The organism is Desulfocurvus sp. (assembly GCF_023230885.1).
Classification (GTDB): domain Bacteria; phylum Desulfobacterota; class Desulfovibrionia; order Desulfovibrionales; family Desulfovibrionaceae; genus Desulfocurvus.
In genome coordinates, this window is sequence record NZ_JALNWM010000057.1 from 1 (window position 1) to 15,847 (window position 15,847).

10 protein-coding genes, 1 pseudogene and 1 CRISPR repeat array are annotated in these 15,847 nt (G+C 70.9%); of the genes and pseudogenes, 5 read left to right on the plus strand and 6 right to left on the minus strand.

Annotated elements, in window-relative coordinates; translation table 11 throughout:
* Positions 1-6 precede the first annotated feature (6 nt).
* Positions 7-1,145: a CRISPR direct-repeat array (repeat unit 31 nt; unit sequence GTCGCCCCCTCGCGGGGGCGTGGATTGAAAC).
* A gap of 22 nt (positions 1,146-1,167) precedes the next feature.
* Positions 1,168-1,653: a chemotaxis protein CheW gene (locus M0P34_RS05890; RefSeq protein WP_291497369.1), complete on the minus strand. Its 486-nt coding sequence runs from the start codon at positions 1,651-1,653 to the stop codon at positions 1,168-1,170.
* 88 nt (positions 1,654-1,741) lie between these two features.
* Complete coding sequence (locus tag M0P34_RS05895) at positions 1,742-3,268, minus strand: YifB family Mg chelatase-like AAA ATPase (protein WP_291497371.1); 1,527 nt, start codon at positions 3,266-3,268, stop codon at positions 1,742-1,744.
* Positions 3,269-3,414: 146 nt separating this feature from the next.
* Here M0P34_RS05895 and M0P34_RS05900 point away from each other — a divergent pair, with 146 nt between their 5' ends.
* Positions 3,415-4,584, plus strand: coding sequence for a GGDEF domain-containing protein (locus tag M0P34_RS05900; protein ID WP_291497373.1), 1,170 nt, complete (start codon positions 3,415-3,417; stop codon positions 4,582-4,584).
* A 230-nt stretch (positions 4,585-4,814) separates the two neighbouring features.
* Here the strand turns inward: M0P34_RS05900 and lepB are convergent, their stop codons facing one another.
* The gene (lepB, locus tag M0P34_RS05905) at positions 4,815-5,462 is read right to left on the minus strand and encodes a signal peptidase I (RefSeq protein WP_291497375.1); all 648 of its coding nucleotides are present in this window, start codon (positions 5,460-5,462) and stop codon (positions 4,815-4,817) included.
* An 83-nt stretch (positions 5,463-5,545) separates the two neighbouring features.
* The gene (lepA, locus tag M0P34_RS05910; protein WP_291497378.1) at positions 5,546-7,351 is read right to left on the minus strand and encodes a translation elongation factor 4; all 1,806 of its coding nucleotides are present in this window, start codon (positions 7,349-7,351) and stop codon (positions 5,546-5,548) included.
* Positions 7,352-7,575: 224 nt separating this feature from the next.
* Between lepA and M0P34_RS05915 the strand changes: the two genes are divergently transcribed.
* From M0P34_RS05915 to M0P34_RS05930, 4 genes and pseudogenes are all read left to right on the plus strand, one after another.
* Entirely contained in the window at positions 7,576-8,442 is an 867-nt protein-coding gene (locus tag M0P34_RS05915; protein ID WP_291497380.1) for a LytTR family DNA-binding domain-containing protein, read from the plus strand.
* 98 nt (positions 8,443-8,540) lie between these two features.
* Complete coding sequence (acs, locus tag M0P34_RS05920; protein WP_291497382.1) at positions 8,541-10,472, plus strand: acetate--CoA ligase; 1,932 nt, start codon at positions 8,541-8,543, stop codon at positions 10,470-10,472.
* A gap of 108 nt (positions 10,473-10,580) precedes the next feature.
* Entirely contained in the window at positions 10,581-11,726 is a 1,146-nt protein-coding gene (locus M0P34_RS05925) for an ABC transporter substrate-binding protein (RefSeq protein WP_291497384.1), read from the plus strand.
* Positions 11,727-12,733: 1,007 nt separating this feature from the next.
* Positions 12,734-13,897: pseudogene (locus M0P34_RS05930) on the plus strand (ATP-binding protein); the annotation flags it as partial.
* A gap of 95 nt (positions 13,898-13,992) precedes the next feature.
* On the opposite strand, the gene proC reads toward M0P34_RS05930, so the two are convergent.
* Together proC and M0P34_RS05940 are read right to left on the minus strand one after the other, a co-directional pair.
* The gene (gene proC / locus M0P34_RS05935; protein ID WP_291497386.1) at positions 13,993-14,784 is read right to left on the minus strand and encodes a pyrroline-5-carboxylate reductase; all 792 of its coding nucleotides are present in this window, start codon (positions 14,782-14,784) and stop codon (positions 13,993-13,995) included.
* 15 nt (positions 14,785-14,799) lie between these two features.
* Positions 14,800-15,847, minus strand: a 1,048-nt coding sequence (locus M0P34_RS05940; RefSeq protein WP_291497388.1) for a lipid-A-disaccharide synthase, incomplete at its 5' end; no start/stop codon positions are given.

Here is a 15,847-nt window from a genome sequence, read left to right on the forward strand (position 1 = left end):
CGGCGGGTCGCCCCCTCGCGGGGGCGTGGATTGAAACCTGCCCGCCGCCGGGCCAGGGCTGGCGGCGGCCTGTCGCCCCCTCGCGGGGGCGTGGATTGAAACCGGTTGAGGTGGTGCGGGAGATCGTGCGGCGGTTGTCGCCCCCTCGCGGGGGCGTGGATTGAAACTTGACTATTCGCCGATGAAGCAACGCCGGGCAAGTCGCCCCCTCGCGGGGGCGTGGATTGAAACCCTCCCATGTTTTCGCGCCACCAGGCGCGGCAGTGGTCGCCCCCTCGCGGGGGCGTGGATTGAAACGTTCGAGGTGGTCAAGGCCGCCATGCGCTGGGCAGGTCGCCCCCTCGCGGGGGCGTGGATTGAAACTGGATCGTCGTCATCAGGATGTTGGCGGACTGCGTCGCCCCCTCGCGGGGGCGTGGATTGAAACAAGATACTTCGCCACCTGATTATCAAACCCGAGCAGTCGCCCCCTCGCGGGGGCGTGGATTGAAACACCTGGGCCGCCGCCGCGATGGTGCCCGCCACGGGTCGCCCCCTCGCGGGGGCGTGGATTGAAACCCCCAGGTGTCCTCGTCGAAGATGCGCGGTGGGAGTCGCCCCCTCGCGGGGGCGTGGATTGAAACGGCCCACCTGGCCGCCCTCCTGGTGCGGCTTGGGTCGCCCCCTCGCGGGGGCGTGGATTGAAACGTTGCGGCGCGGGTGCAGGAGATCGTACGGGCGGGTCGCCCCCTCGCGGGGGCGTGGATTGAAACTGATGCCCAGGGAGTACTCGCCGCCCGGCAACACGTCGCCCCCTCGCGGGGGCGTGGATTGAAACCGAGGCGGGAATCCTTCCGGACGGCGGGTTCGACGTCGCCCCCTCGCGGGGGCGTGGATTGAAACCCGCGAGGTGGAGCGCCACCCCCTGCGGGCCACGGTCGCCCCCTCGCGGGGGCGTGGATTGAAACACCAAGATCGGCAAGGGCGAGGCGAACCAGAAGACGTCGCCCCCTCGCGGGGGCGTGGATTGAAACAACTGGCAGGGGCTGTACTGCTCCGAACACGAGAGTCGCCCCCTCGCGGGGGCGTGGATTGAAACAGGCGCACGGTGAAGTCGAGCTGCCAGACCGCCGCCGTCGCCCCCTCGCGGGGGCGTGGGTTGAAACCGTTGGCGTGGGAGTGCGTGGGCTAGACCGACTGCCCCAGCAGCCGCTGCTCCCGGGAGGACAGCAGGCTGTCCATGTCCAGCAGGATGAGCAGGCGGTCCTCCAGCTTGCCCACGCCGCTGACGTAGTCGGACTCGATGCCCGCCACCACGGGCGGGGGCGGCTCGATGGTGTTGCGCGGCAGGCGCAGCACCTCGGACACGCTGTCCACCACGAAACCGGTGACAACGCCGTTCATGTCGATGACGATGATCCGCGTGCGGTTGTCGTGTTCCTTGCGCTCCAGGCCGAAGCGCTTGCGCATGTCGATGATGGGAATGACCCTGCCGCGCAGGTTGACCACGCCCTCCACGAACTCCGGGGCGCTTGGTACGCGGGTCATCTCCATGGAGCGCACGATCTCCTGGACCTTCAGGATCTCCACGCCGAATTCCTCTTCGCCGATGGAAAAGGTCACCAGCTGGAGCTGGTCGGTCGCGCCGTCGCCCTGCCGGGTCGGACTGCTCATGGCCTCCCCCTTGGTTGCGTTGTGCCGCATGGCTTTTTCCCAAGGGTAGCCCATCGGCCCCCGGGAACGCAACCCGGGGCGGGGGCGGCTACATGCGCCGGTCCAGGGTCCGGCAGTTGACGGCCTCGGCCAGGTGGGCGGCGGCGATGGCCGGGGCGCCCTCCAGATCGGCGATGGTCCGGGCGATGCGCAGGATGCGCACATAGGCCCGCGCGGACAGGCCCAGGGCCTCCACGGCGCGGCGCAGGAAGTCGTGCTCCGCGCCGCCCAGGGCGCAGTGCTCCTCCAGCAGGGCCCCCGAAAGGCCCGCGTTGGTCATGGTCGGGGCGCCGGCGTAGCGCGCGGCCTGGATCTCGCGGGCGGCGGCGATGCGCGCGCGCATGGTCGCCGAGTCCACGCCGCCCGAGGTCTGGCGCAGGTCCGCGTAGGGCACGGCGGGCACCTCCACATGCAGGTCGATACGGTCCATGAGCGGCCCGGACACGCGGCCCCGGTAGCGCAGCACGTCCTCGGCGCGGCAGATGCACTGGTGGCGCGCGTCGCCGTAATGCCCGCAGGGGCAGGGATTCATGGCCGCCACGAGCATGATGTCCGCCGGATAGGTCAGGGCCACGGCGGCGCGCGAGATGGTCACCCGCCCGGCCTCCAGGGGCTGGCGCAGCACCTCCAGCACGCTTTTCTTGAACTCGGGCAGCTCGTCCAGGAACAGCACCCCGCGATGGGCCAGGCTGACCTCGCCGGGGCGCGGGTAGGCCCCGCCGCCGATGAGCCCGGCGTCGGAGATGGTGTGGTGCGGGCTGCGGAAGGGCCGGGCCACCTTGAGGGCCTCGCCGTCCAGCAGCCCGGCCACGGAGTAGACCTTGGTCACCTCCAGGGCCTCCTCGAAGCACAGGGGCGGCAGCACCGAGGGGATGCGGCTGGCGAGCATGGTCTTGCCCGAACCGGGCGGGCCGATGAACAGCAGGTTGTGGCCCCCGGCGGCGGCGATCTCGATGGCCCGCTTGGCGTGCTCCTGGCCCTTGACCTCGGCGAAATCCAGGGGGAAGACCTCGCGCGCGGCCCACAGGGCGGCGAGGTCGCCGCACTCGGGCTCGGCCTGCTGCTCGCCGGCCAGGAAGCGCACGGCCTCGGCCAGGGTGTCCAGGCCGTAGACCGCCACGCCCTCCACCACGGCGGCCTCGGCGGCGTTGGCGCGGGGCACGACGATGCCCCGCGCGCCCTCGGCGCGGGCCAGGGTGGCCAGGGGCAGCGCCCCGGGCACGGGCTTGAGCTCCCCGGCCAGGGACAGCTCCCCGGCCAGGAACCAGCCCGCCACCCGCGCCGCGTCGAGCACCCCGGCGCCAGCCAGCAGGCCCACGGCCAGGGGCAGGTCGTAGCCGCTGCCCGCCTTGCGCACGTCCGCCGGGGCGAGGTTCACGGTGATACGCGAGGGCGGCAGGCGGAAACCCGAATTCTTCAACGCGGAGAAGACCCGCTCCTTGGACTCGCGCACCGCGCCCTCGGCCAGCCCGACCATGCTGAAGGCGGGCATGCCCTGGCGCGAGAGGTCCACTTCCAGGTCCACGCGGTAGGCGTCGATGCCGTGCAGGGCGGCGGTGGCGATGGCGGCGAGCACAAGATTTCTCCGGGCATATCGTCTGGTTGGTATCGACCGCTGTATCCGCAATCGGCCCCGGGCGCAAGAAATACGGCCGCCGGGCTTGGCAACCCCGCGCCCCTTGCCGTATTGCCAGGGGCGAACCATCTCCCCGGAGCCCCCCGATGCACCTGGACAATTTCACCACCATCGTCGTCGTGGCCACCGTGGCCCTGCTTTTCGGCCTCGGGCTGCTGCTGTTCGGCACGGTCCAGCGCCACTTCCGGGGGCTGTCCGCCCTGGGCGCGGCCTATCTGCTGCTCGGGGCCGGGAGCGCGCTGATCGCGCTGCGCGGGCAGATTCCGGGCTGGGCGTCCATCCCCGTGGGCAACGCCCTGGTGGTGGCCGGGGCGGCCATGCTGGACGAAGGCATGTCGCGGTTCGTGCGCGGGCGCGGGGGCCACCGCGTGACCGGGGCCACGGCCGTCGTGCTGACCCTGGCGGTGCAGTTCTACTTCAGCGCCATCCAGCCCGACCTGCAAATCCGCATCGTCTTCCTCAGCGCGGTCATGGCGGTGCTGTGCGCGCTGTGCGCCCGCAGCGTGCTGCACCCGCAGGCCGGGCCGGGCAACGCCTCCCGGCGGTTCACGGCCCTGACCTGCGGGCTGGTGGCCCTGGCCTGCCTGCTGCGCGCCGTGCTGACCACGCTCTTCCCCCCCGGCGAGTCCTATCTCGCCGCCGGGCCCGTCCAGACCCTGAGCATGCTGGCCAACCTGGTCTTCATGATCGGCTGCGCCTTCGGGGTGGTCTGGATGAGCATGCAGCGCTACGAGGCACGCCTGGTGGAGCTGGCCGAGCGCGACCCGCTGACCGGGCTCTTCAACCGCCGGGCCCTGGAGGAGCGCGCCCGCAGCGAGGTGCTCCTGGCCCGGCGCAACGCCCGCAGGCTGTCGGTCATCCTGTTCGACGTGGACGGCTTCAAGGCCATCAACGACACCCACGGGCACAAGGCCGGGGATACCGTGCTCCAGGCCCTGGCCCGGGCCGTCGGCCAGGGCGTGCGCGGGCACGATGTCCTGGCCCGCTACGGGGGCGAGGAGTTCCTGATCCTGCTGCCCGACACCTGCGGCCTGCGGGCGATGGAGCTGGCCGACCGCCTGCGGCGCCTGCTGCACGGCCTGGGCGTCACCGCAGGCGGCCGGGCCATCCCGGTGAGCGCCAGCTTCGGGGTGGCCACCCTGGGCGAGGCCGCGCGGGAGTGGGAAGGGCTTGTGGCCAGCGCCGACCGGGCCCTGTACGCCGCCAAGCAGCAGGGCAAGGACCGGGTGGTCCGCGCCGGGCCCCGGGCGGCCTGAATCGGTGCGGCGCCCCCGCGCACGGCGGGGGCACCGGCCCGCAATACGGACGGCCCGCCTCCCCCGGGGGAGGCGGGCCGTCCGTATTGCGCCCGCGCGGGGCGCCGCGTCCAGCCAGACGTTGCGTTCTTTGGCTCTGGCGTGCCTGCGGCGGCGCAGGCGCGGCGCGCAAAGCGCCGTTTCCGGGCCCCGGGGCGCGCGCCCGGCGGGGGCGCCGCCTTCGGGCGGCGCTATTCCACGGCCCGGCCCAGGCGCTCCAGGCGCACGGGGGGGAAGCCCTCCCAGTCGGTGACGTAGTGCCCGGGGTGGCGCGGGTCGGGCTTGGTCCGCCACGACCAGTAGATGCGCCAGGCCTTGCCCACCAGGGCCTGGCGGTCCACAAAGCCCCAGAACCGCGAGTCCTGGGAATTGTTGCGGTTGTCGCCGAGCATGAAGTACTTGCCCTCGGGCACGGTGACGGGGCCGAAATCGCGGGCCAGATAGCCCCCCGAGCCGGGCAGCCCGGCCAGGTAGGGTTCGTCCACGGGCTCGCCGTTGCGGATCACATGGTTGTCGCGCACCTCGATGGTGTCGCCGGGCAGCCCGATGCAGCGCTTGATGAAGTCCTTGCTGGGATCCTTGGGATACTCGAAGACGATCACATCGCCGAACTCGGGGTCGGACATGGGCAGCAGGGTCCAGTCGGTGAAGGGCACCTTGATGCCGTAGATGAACTTGTTCACCAGCAGATGGTCGCCGATCTGGAGGGTCTGGAGCATGGACCCAGAGGGGATCTTGAAGGCCTGAACCACGAAGGAGCGGATGAACAGGGCCAGGATCAGGGCGAAGAACAGGGCCTCGACCCACTCACGCAGCACTTTCGACCATTTTGGTTCCATCGATGCGTTTCTCCATGCCGGGCCGGGGCCGCCGGCCCGGGGGCCCGCCCGGCGGCGTCGGCCGCCGGGCAGCGCCCGGGTTGCTAGTCTTCCCCGGCCCGCAGGGCCGCCAGGAAGGCCTCCTGGGGGATTTCCACGTTGCCCATGCGTTTCATGCGCTTCTTGCCTTCCTTCTGCTTCTCCAGAAGCTTGCGCTTTCTGGTGATGTCGCCGCCGTAGCACTTGGCGGTGACGTTCTTGCGCAGGGGCGGGTTGCGCTCGCGGGCGATGATGCGCTGGCCGATGGCGGCCTGCACGACGACTTCGAACAACTGGCGCGGAATGGCGTGCTTGAGCTTCAGGGCCACGGCGCGACCGTAGCGCGTGGCCCGCTCGCGGTGCACGATGACCGACAGCGCGTCCACGGGCTCGCCGTTGATCATCATGTCCAGCTTCACCAGGTCCGCCTCGCGGAAGTCCACCACCTCGTAGTCCAGGGACGCGTAGCCCTTGGTGATGGACTTGAGCTTGTCGAAAAAGTCGAAGACCACCTCGGCGAAGGGCAGCTCGTAGGTGATCATGACCCGGGTGGCCGTGAGGTAGCGCATGTCCTTCTGGATGCCGCGCTTCTCCTCGCAGAGCTTGAGCACGCCGCCCACATACTCGTTGGGCACATGGATCTCCATGCGCGCGTAGGGCTCGGCCAGGGTGGCGATCTTCTGCGGGTCGGGCAGCTTGCTCGGGTTGTCGATGAGCAGCTCCTCGCCCGAGGTGGTGGTCACCTTGTAGGCCACCGAGGGCGCGGTGGTGATCAGCCGGGCCTCGAACTCGCGCTCCAGGCGCTCCTGGATGATCTCCATGTGCAGCAGGCCCAGGAACCCGGCCCGGAAGCCGAAGCCCAGGGCCTGGGAGGTCTCGGCCTCGTACCAGAAGGCCGCGTCGTTCAGCTGGAGCTTTTCCAGGGCGGCCTTGAGGGTTTCGTACTCGGCGGGCTCCACGGGATACAGCCCGCAGAAGACCATCGGCTTGATGCTCTTGAAGCCCGGGAAGCGCTCGGCGCAGGGGCGCCTGGCGTCGGTGACCGTGTCGCCCACGGGCGCGTCGGACAGCTCCTTCATGCTGGCGCACAGGAAGCCGACCTCGCCGGGCCCCAGGCGGCGGACCTCCTTGGCGTCGGGCGAGAACACGCCGAGGTTGGTGACCTCGAAGCGGCGGCCCGTGGAGAAGATCTGGATCTTCTGGCCCACGCAGACCTCGCCGTCCAGCACGCGGAACAGCACCGTGACCCCGCGGTAGGAGTCGTACCACGAGTCGAAGATCAGCGCCTTGAGGGGCGCCTCGGGGTCGCCCTCGGGGGCGGGCAGGCGCGCCACGATGGCTTCGAGCACCTGGTCCACGCCAAGGCCCGTCTTGGCCGAAACGGCCAGGGAGTCCTTGCAGTCCAGGCCCACGATATCCTCGATCTGGGCCTTGACCCCCTCGGGGTCGGCGCTGGGCAGGTCGATCTTGTTCAGGACCGGGATGATCTCCAGGTTGTGGTCCAGGGCGAGGTACACGTTGGCCAGGGTCTGGGCCTCCACGCCCTGGGTGGCGTCCACCACCAGCAGCGCGCCCTCGCAGGCCGCCAGGGACCGCGAGACCTCGTAGGAGAAGTCCACATGCCCGGGGGTGTCGATGAGGTTCAGGATATAGTCGCGCCCGTCCGCCGCGCGGTAGGGGATGCGCACGGTCTGGGCCTTGATGGTGATGCCGCGCTCGCGTTCGAGCTCCATGCGGTCCAGGTACTGCTCGCGCCGCTCCCGCTCGGACACCAGGCCCGTCAGCTCCAGGATGCGGTCGGCCAGGGTGGACTTGCCGTGGTCGATGTGTGCGATGATGCTGAAGTTGCGTATGGTGGTGAGTCTGGTCATGCTTGGTTTGCACCCGCCAGGGGAGTCTTCGCCTCCGGGGGCCGGGCCGGGACGTGGGCACCTTGTAAGGCATTTGCAGCCGGAAGTCTAATGCTTCGCGCCGCCGCCCGCCGGGCCCGGGGCGCCGTTTGCCGAAGGCGGCCTTGCGCGGGGCGGCGTTTCGCGGTAGTTCCAGGGCAGGCTCCGGCAAGGGGCCGGAAACCTTTCAAGAACGCGGGCCGCCCATGCGCCACCTGAACACGCTGCTGCTGCACCCCGAACCCGCCGTGCGCGCCGCCCTGCGCGAGCACCTGGCCGGGGTGGAGTTCGTGCGCGTGCTGGGCGAGGCCGTCACGGCCTTCGAGGCCCTGGAACTGCTGGAGCATGTGCCCTACGGGGTGTTTTTCCTGGGGCTGGACCTGCCCGGCGACGCCTCGGGCTTCGAGCTGGCCCAGATGCTCTCGGGGCGCAAGCACAAGCCGGCCCTGGTCTTCCTGGCCTCGGACGAATCCAAGGCCTTCGCGGCCTTCGAGCTGGGCGCCACGGACTACCTGCTCTGGCCGCCCTCGGCCGAGCGCTTTGCGCGCACGGTGACCCGGCTGGCCCAGTTCCGCGCCCACTTCAAGGAGATTCCCCCGCCCGCGCCCTGGGGCGACGACGAGGACCCCGACGCGGACGAGCAGACCGTGCAGCTGCCCCTGGGCGAGGAGGAGGAGGACCGCTTCATGAAGGCCCTCTCCCAGGCCTGGGAATACGGCCCCACCCCGCGCCCGGTGGAGATCGAAAAGCTGCCCATCACCCTGGACGGGCGCACGGTGCTCATCCCCTACACCCAGATCATCTTCGTCGAGGCCTACGAGGACTATTCCTATGTCCACACCGCCGGACAGAAGTTTCTGACCTCCTACCGGCTCAAGGTCCTGGAAGACCGCCTGCGCCAGTACCGGTTCTTCCGCGTTCACCGCAAATACCTGGTCAACCTGGAGATGGTCACGGAAATCGCCTCGCTGCCCGGCAGCAACTTCATGCTGCGCACCCAGGGCAAGACGCGCATCGAGCTGCCCATCAGCAGGCGGCGCATCACCGAACTGAAACGGATTCTGGGACTATAGAACCAGGCGGCGGCGCGCCCGCCCCGCCCGCGCCCCCAAGGGGCGCACCGACGGCCCGCCCGCCCCGGCGCGGCGGCCACAATGCAAGGAGCCCGAGCATGGACCAGACAGGAGCCCTGGACGCCCTTCTTCAGGAGGAGCGGGTTTTCCGCCCGCTGCCCCAACTGGTGATCGAGGCCAACATCAATCCCCACCAGCTCGAACAGGCCCAGCGCCGCGCCGAGCAGGACCCCCTGGGCTACTGGGAGGACGCCGCCCACGAGCTGGACTGGTTCAAGAAGTGGGACAAGGTGCTGGACGACTCCAACCCGCCGTTCTACCGCTGGTTCCCGGGGGCGCGCTGCAACATCGTCTACAACGCCCTGGACCGGCACATCGAGACCGCCAACAAGAACAAGCTGGCCCTGATCTGGGAAGGCGAGCCCGGCGACCAGCGCAAGTACACCTACTACGAGCTCTACCGCGAGGTGAACCGCTTCGCCAACGCCCTGCGGACCCTGGGCGTGGCCAAGGGCGACCGCGTGGTGCTCTACATGCCCCTGCTGCCCGAAACGGCCATCGCCATGCTCGCCGTGGCCAAGCTGGGGGCCATCCACAGCATGGTCTACGGCGGCTTCTCGGCCAAGGTGCTGCGCGAGCGCGTGGCCGACGCCCAGGCCAGGGTGGTCATCACCGCCGACGGCTTCTACCGCAACGGGCGGATCATCAACCTGAAGTCCCTGGTGGACGAGGCCCTGGCCGGGTCCGGGGCCGAGTGCGTGGAGACCTGCGTGGTGGTCCACCGCGTGAACGTGGACACCGAGATGCACGAGCCGCGCGACCTGTGGTACGACGACCTGGTGCGCCAGGAGCGCCCCGTGTGCGCCACCGAGGTCATGGAGGCCACGGACCCGCTGTTCCTGCTCTACTCCTCGGGCGCCACGGGCAAGCCCAAGGGCATCCTGCACGCCCACGGCGGCTACATGGTCGGCCTGGCGCGCACGCTGGACTGGGTCTTCGACCTCAAGCCCACGGACATCTTCTGGTGCACCGCCGACGCGGGCTGGATCACCGGGCACAGCTACGTCGTCTACGGCCCGCTGGTGGCGGGCACCACCACCGTGATGTACGAGGGGCACCCCCTCTACCCCCAGGCCGACCGCCTGTGGGACGTGGTGGCCCGCTACGGGGTGACCATCCTGTACACCTCGCCGACCCTGGTGCGCATGCTCATGCGCTTTGGCGTGCAGTATCCGCGCAAGAAGGACCTCTCGACCCTGCGCCTGCTGGGCAGCGTGGGCGAACCCATGAACCCCGAGGCCTGGGTCTGGCTCTACAAGTACATCGGCCGCTCGGAGTGCCCGATCATGGACACCTGGTGGCAGACCGAAACGGGCATGTTCATGATCAGCCCCCTGCCCATCTCGCTGCTCAAGCCCGGCTCGGTGAACAAGCCCCTGCCCGGCATCGAGGCCGACGTGGTCGACGGCCAGGGCCGCCCCGTGCCCCCGGGCAAGGGCGGGTTCCTGGTGCTCAAGCGGCCCTGGCCGGCCATGATGACCACCATCTACAAGGACCCCGAGCGCTACAGGAAATCCTACTGGGAGAAAATCCCCGGCGTGTACTACGCGGGCGACGTGGCCCGGCGCGACGAGGACGGCTACTACTGGCTCATGGGCCGCGCCGACGACGTGATGAACATCGCCGGGCACCGCATCGGCACCGCCGAGGTCGAAAGCGCCCTGGTGGCCCACCGCTGCGTGGCCGAGGCCGCCGTCATCGGCATCCCCGACAAGATCAAGGGCGAGGTGGCCAAGGCGTTCCTGATCCTGAACGACGGCTGGCAGAAGGACTTCGAAACCGCCGAGGACCTGGTGGCCGCCCTGCGGGCCCACCTGCGCCGCGAGCTGGGGCCCGTGGCCGTGGTCAAGTCCGTGGAGTTCCGCCAGACCCTGCCGCGAACAAGGAGCGGCAAGCTCATGCGCCGCATCCTGCGCGCCGAGGAGCTGGGCCAGGACCCCGGCGACACCTCCGTCCTCGAAGAGGACTAGGGCCGCGCGGCTGCCTTGCCCGTTTGCCATCGCCGCCTCTTGTGCTAGAATGGGGCAGGCTCCCCCGCCGGGGGGGCACACCCCACCGCAGCATCCAGGAGGCCGACCATGCTCCAGCGACCAGCCGCCCGCCGCGCCTGCGGGGCCCTGTACGCGGTCCTGCTGTGCGCCGTCCTGGCGGCCTGCGCCGAGCCCGTGCCCCTGACGGTGGGCTTCATCGGCCCCCTGGAGGGGCACTTCTCCGACCTGGGCGTCCAGGGCCGCAACGGCCTGACCCTGGCCCTGGAGGAGATCAACGCCGCGGGCGGCGTTCTGGGCCGCCCCCTGCGGCTGCTGGCCCGCGACGACAGCCAGGCGCCGGGGGCCGCGCGCGGCGCCGTCCTCGACCTCGCCGGCCAGGGGGTGCTGGCCGTGGTCGGGCCCATGACCAGCGCCCAGACCGTGGCCGCCCTGCCCGCAGCCGAAGAGGTCGGCATGGTCCTGCTCTCGCCCACCACCTCCACCCCCCTGCTCTCGGGTCGGCGGGACCACTTCTTCCGCGTCATCCCCGCCGCCACGACCTGGGCCCGGGGCATGGCCCGCCACTGCCTGGAGCAGGACGGCCTGGACCGCATCGCCCTGCTGACCGACATGGACAACGAGGCCTACGCCGCGCCCTACTCGGCCGCCTTCGCCGAGCAGTTCACCGCCGGGGGCGGCACCGTGGTCGCCCACCTGCGGGTCCTCTCCTCCCGGGCCGGGGACTGGGCCGACGCGGCCCGGGCCCTGGGCGGGCTTGGCGTCCCCGCGGCGCACGCGACCCTCTCCGCCCGCGACCTCGCGGCCCTGGCCCGCCAGCTGCGCCACCAGGGGCACAACCTGCGCCTGTACAGCTCCATGTGGGCCTGCACCAACGAGCTGCTCCAGGCCGCGGGCGACGCCTCGGAGGGGCTGCACTTCTCCACCTGCCACAGCGCCGACAACCCCCGGCCCGCCTTCCAGGACTTCGCGCGGCGCTACAGCGCCCGCTTCGGCTGGGAGCCGAACTTCGCCGCGACCCTGGGCTACGAGTGCGGCCTTGTCCTGGCCGAGGGCCTGCGCCGCGCCGGGGGCGACCCGGCCCGGCTGCCCGACGCGCTGACCAGCCTGGACCACTTCCCCGCCGTCGCCTCGCCCCTGGGCATCGACCAGTTCGGCGACGTGCGGCGGCCCTCGTTCATCGTGACCGTGGCCGGGCGCACCTTCAGGACCATCGCCACCATCGACGAGCCATGAACGCGCCGCCCCTGAACGCCATCATCGGCCGCAAGCTGCTGGCGCTGGTCCTGGCCCCGAGCCTGGCCTTCACCCTCGTGCTCGGCTCGCTCATCACCTACAGCCAGTATACCGAAATGCTCGGGCGCAACGCCGCCCTGGCCCAGTCCCTGGCCCGCTACACGGCTGCCTACATGGACGACGCCACCCACGCCCTGGCCCACGCGGCCCTGGACGACCCCGCAAAGCCCAGCGCGGCCCTGACCGCATCCCTGGCCAACCTCTACGCGGCCTTCCCCCGTTTCGACCGCCTGCTGTGGCTCGACCCCGACGCGGACATCGCCGCCGCCTATCCCGAGGGGCTCATCGGCCAGGACTTCCCCTTCCTGCCCGCCCCGGCGGAAGACGGGCGGAGCCTGTCGCGCCCGGCCTACGCCCCGGGAGCGGGCGGGCTGACCCTCTACGCCGCCCACTCCACCCCCAGGGGCTGGCGGGTGGTCGCCGAGCTGGACCTGACGACCCTGCGCGAGCACCTGGGCGACTTCGCCCCGCCCGGGCAGGCCACCCGCCTGCTGCTCGCCGACGCCTACGGCAACCTCATCGTGCATCCGGACGAGGCCCTGGTCCGCCAGCAGGCCAACGTGGGCGGCTGGCCGCTGTTCGCCGGGCTCGAAGGGCGGGAGCGCACCTCCGCCGTGTTCCGCCAGGACGGCGTGCTGTACGCCGGGGTGGTGGAGGTCCTGCCCGGGCTGGGCTGGCGCCTGGCCCTGTACACCCCCCTGCGCGAGGTGCTCATGCCCGCCTCGCGCACCGTGGCCGGGCTCATCCTGTTCCTGCTGGCGTTCTTCTCCCTCGTCGCGGCCAGCTTCCGCTACGAGCTGCGCCGCCGCGTGGTCGCGCCCCTGGCGGACTTCGCCGCCGCCCTGCAACAGGCCGCCCGGGGCGACTACCGCAACGCGGCCCTGTCCCGGGTCGACAGCTTCGCCGAGCTTGGCGTCATGGAGCGCGAGTTTGCCGCCATGGCCGCCATGATCGCCACGCGCGAGAGCGAACTGCGCAACAGCCACGCCTACCTGCGCAGCATCATCGACTCGCTGGTCAGCTCCGTGCTGGCCGTGGACGCCAATGCCCGCGTGAGCCTCATGAACACCGCCGCGGCGCGCATGTGCGGGCTGGACTCCCCGGACCATGCCTCGGGCCGCGATGTCTACGAGCTCTTCCCCGTCCTTTGCCAGGTGCGCGGCAACCTGGAGGCCGCCCTGGCCTCGGGCCGCGCGAGCGCCCGGGAGCGCCAGCCCTGCGCCAGCGGCGGGCGCAGCGCCTTCTACGACCTGTCCTTCGCGCCCCTGGCCAGCGGGGGCAAGGGCGGGGCGGTGATACGCATCACCGACGTGACCACCCGCGCGCAGATGGAAGAGGTCATGATCCAGTCCGAAAAGATGCTCAGCGTGGGCGGCCTGGCGGCGGGCATGGCCCACGAGATCAACAACCCCCTGGGCGGCATCCTGCAAAGCACCCAGAACATCCAGCGGCGCATCGGCCCGGGGCTGCCCGCCAACGACCGCGCCGCCGCCGACCTGGGCACCGACGTGGGCACCGTCCGGGCCTACCTGGAGCGGCGCGGCGTGCTGCGCATGCTCGACGGGATCAACGAGTCGGGCAAGCGCGCCGCGGCCATCGTCGCCAACATGCTCAACTTCAGCCGCCGCACAACCTCGCGCCACGCGCCCACCGACCTGCACGCCCTCATCGAGCGCACCCTGACCCTGGCCGCCAGCGACTTCGACCTCAAGAAGCGCTACGACTTCCGCAAGATCGCCATCACGCGCGACTTCGACCCCGCCCTGGCGGCGGTGCCCTGCGTGGCCACGGAAATCGAGCAGGTCCTGTTCAACCTGTTCAAGAACGCGGCCCAGGCCATGAGCGGCATGCCCGCGCGCCCCGGACGGCCGGCCATCACCGTCGCCACCCGCGCCGGGGACGGCTACGCCGAGATCCGCGTGCGCGACAACGGCCCCGGCGTCGGCCCCGAAAACCGCAAGCGCATCTTCGAGCCCTTCTTCACCACCAAGCCCCCCGGCGACGGCACGGGCCTGGGCCTGTCCGTGTCCTATTTCATCATCACCAGCAACCACAAGGGCACCTTCACCCTGGAATCCGGACCCGGGGGCGGCGCCGAGTTCATCATCCGCCTCCCGCTGGCCCCCCCCCGCCCCGGCCCCGGACGGCCAGGACGCCGCAGGCGCCCCGGACGACCAGGGCCGGGACGCCTGAGTCCGGCCCGGGCTCAGCCCAACTCGACGCTGCGGACAAAGGCCCTGCGCAGGGCGTCCATGATATGCCCCCGGACGGCGGTGCGGTCGAAGTGGGCCAGGGCCGCAGTGGTCGTCCCCGCCGGGGCGGTGGACATCTCCTTCAGCATGCTGACATGCTTCGGGGACCCCTCCGCCATCAGGCTCGCCCCGCTGAACAGCCCCTTGACCATAGCCGCGGCGTCCCCGCGGTCCAGGCCGAGCTCCACACCGCCTTCGATCATGGCCTCCATGAAATAGAACACCAGCGCCGGGCCGGAACCGATGACCGCCGTGAAGGCGTCGAAGAGCTCCTCGTTCAGGACATGCACACTGCCCAGGCTGGCGAACATGTCCCGGGCAAAGGCCTTCTGCGGCCCGGTGAGGCCGGGGTCGTCCAGGCACAGCGCGGTGACCCCGCGCCGGACCAGGACCGGGGAGTTGGGCATGGCCCGAACGACCGGACAGGCGCCGCCCACGCCACGGTGCAGCGCCTCCCGGGTCAGCCCGGCGGCCAGGGAGACCAGGAAATGGCTGCGGGACAGGACCGGCTCCAGCAGGGGCCAGACCGCGGGGGCCTGTTGCGGCTTGACGGCCAGGATAACACATTCCGACCGCCGCGCCAGCTCCTCCACGTCGGCGCAGGGAACGAGGCCCGTTTCCCGCGCCAGGGCCTCCAGGGCGCTCCTGGTCCGGTTCAGGCCGTACATGACGAGATCGTCCCGCCCCGCCAGCGCCCGGATGATGGCGCCGCCCATGTTTCCTGTGCCGATGAATCCAATGCGCATGGCAATCCTCCCGTGTCAGTGTGCCAGGATGGTCCGCGCGGCGGCGCGCATGCCGCCCGCCGGGCCAACGGCGTGCCGCAGCTCTCCCAGCCGGACGCGCAGCCCCCGCAGCGCGGCGGGAGCGTGCAGCCAGGCGGCGGCATGACGACCCAGGTTCTCCGCCGTGGCCCGCTCCTGGAGGTATTCCGGAAATATTTCCTGGCCCGACACGATGTTGGCCAGGCAGATGAACCGCGAAAGGGCCCGCTGGCGCAGAAGGAACGCGGCGGGCCGGTCCAGCTTGTAGGCCACGATGGTCGGCGTCCCGATGAGGGCGGTTTCAAGGGTTGCCGTCCCCGACGCGGCCAGGACCAGGCTGGCCGAACGGATCATGCGAAAGCGCTCTTGCGGCTCCACCACGCGTGCCGCCAGGCCGGGGGGCCAGTATTTGAGCAGGAACGCCCTGTCGATGCCCGGCGCGCGGGCGATGGAGAACACCACTCCGGGGTGCTGGCGGCGGATCATGGCGGCGGCCTCGGCGAACACGGGCAGCAGAAAGGCCACCTCCTTGCGTCGGCTGCCCGGCATCAGGCCCACCCGGTTGTGCTCCGGGGCCTGGCGGTCGAGCCGTTCCAGGGGGATGATGTCGTGGAGCGGGTGCCCGGCGTACTCGGCCCGGCAGCCCCGGTCCCGGAAATACTCCGGCTCGAAGGGCAGCCCGCAGATGACCGTGCGCACATGCTCGCGCAGTATGTCGATGCCCCCCTGCCGCCAGGCCCAGAGCTGCGGGGCCATGAAATAATAGACGGGGATGCCCTGGGCGTGGGCCGCCTTGGCCAGGGGCAGGTTGAAGTCCGGGCAGTCGACCATGACCACCGCGTCCGGCCGGTCGCGCATCCAGTGGGCGGTGATTTCGCGCCGCAGGCGGACGATGTCCGGAATGGCGCGCAGGACGTGGAGAAAACCGGAAAAGCATATCCGGCTCATGGGGAAGTGTACGCTGGCCCCGGCCCGGGCCAGCATGGGGCCGCCCAGGCCCCCGATCTCCAGCGCAGGGCGCTGGCGCAGCAGCTCGGCGGCCAGC

Coding starts and splice junctions, on each gene's coding strand:
- M0P34_RS05890 (WP_291497369.1), bottom strand. CDS start 1,653: ATGAGCAGTCCGACCCGGCAGGGCGACGGCGCGACCGACCAGCTCCAG.
- M0P34_RS05900 (WP_291497373.1), top strand. CDS start 3,415: ATGCACCTGGACAATTTCACCACCATCGTCGTCGTGGCCACCGTGGCC.
- lepB (WP_291497375.1), bottom strand. CDS start 5,462: ATGGAACCAAAATGGTCGAAAGTGCTGCGTGAGTGGGTCGAGGCCCTG.
- lepA (WP_291497378.1), bottom strand. CDS start 7,351: ATGACCAGACTCACCACCATACGCAACTTCAGCATCATCGCACACATC.
- M0P34_RS05915 (WP_291497380.1), top strand. CDS start 7,576: ATGCGCCACCTGAACACGCTGCTGCTGCACCCCGAACCCGCCGTGCGC.
- acs (WP_291497382.1), top strand. CDS start 8,541: ATGGACCAGACAGGAGCCCTGGACGCCCTTCTTCAGGAGGAGCGGGTT.
- M0P34_RS05925 (WP_291497384.1), top strand. CDS start 10,581: ATGCTCCAGCGACCAGCCGCCCGCCGCGCCTGCGGGGCCCTGTACGCG.
- proC (WP_291497386.1), bottom strand. CDS start 14,784: ATGCGCATTGGATTCATCGGCACAGGAAACATGGGCGGCGCCATCATC.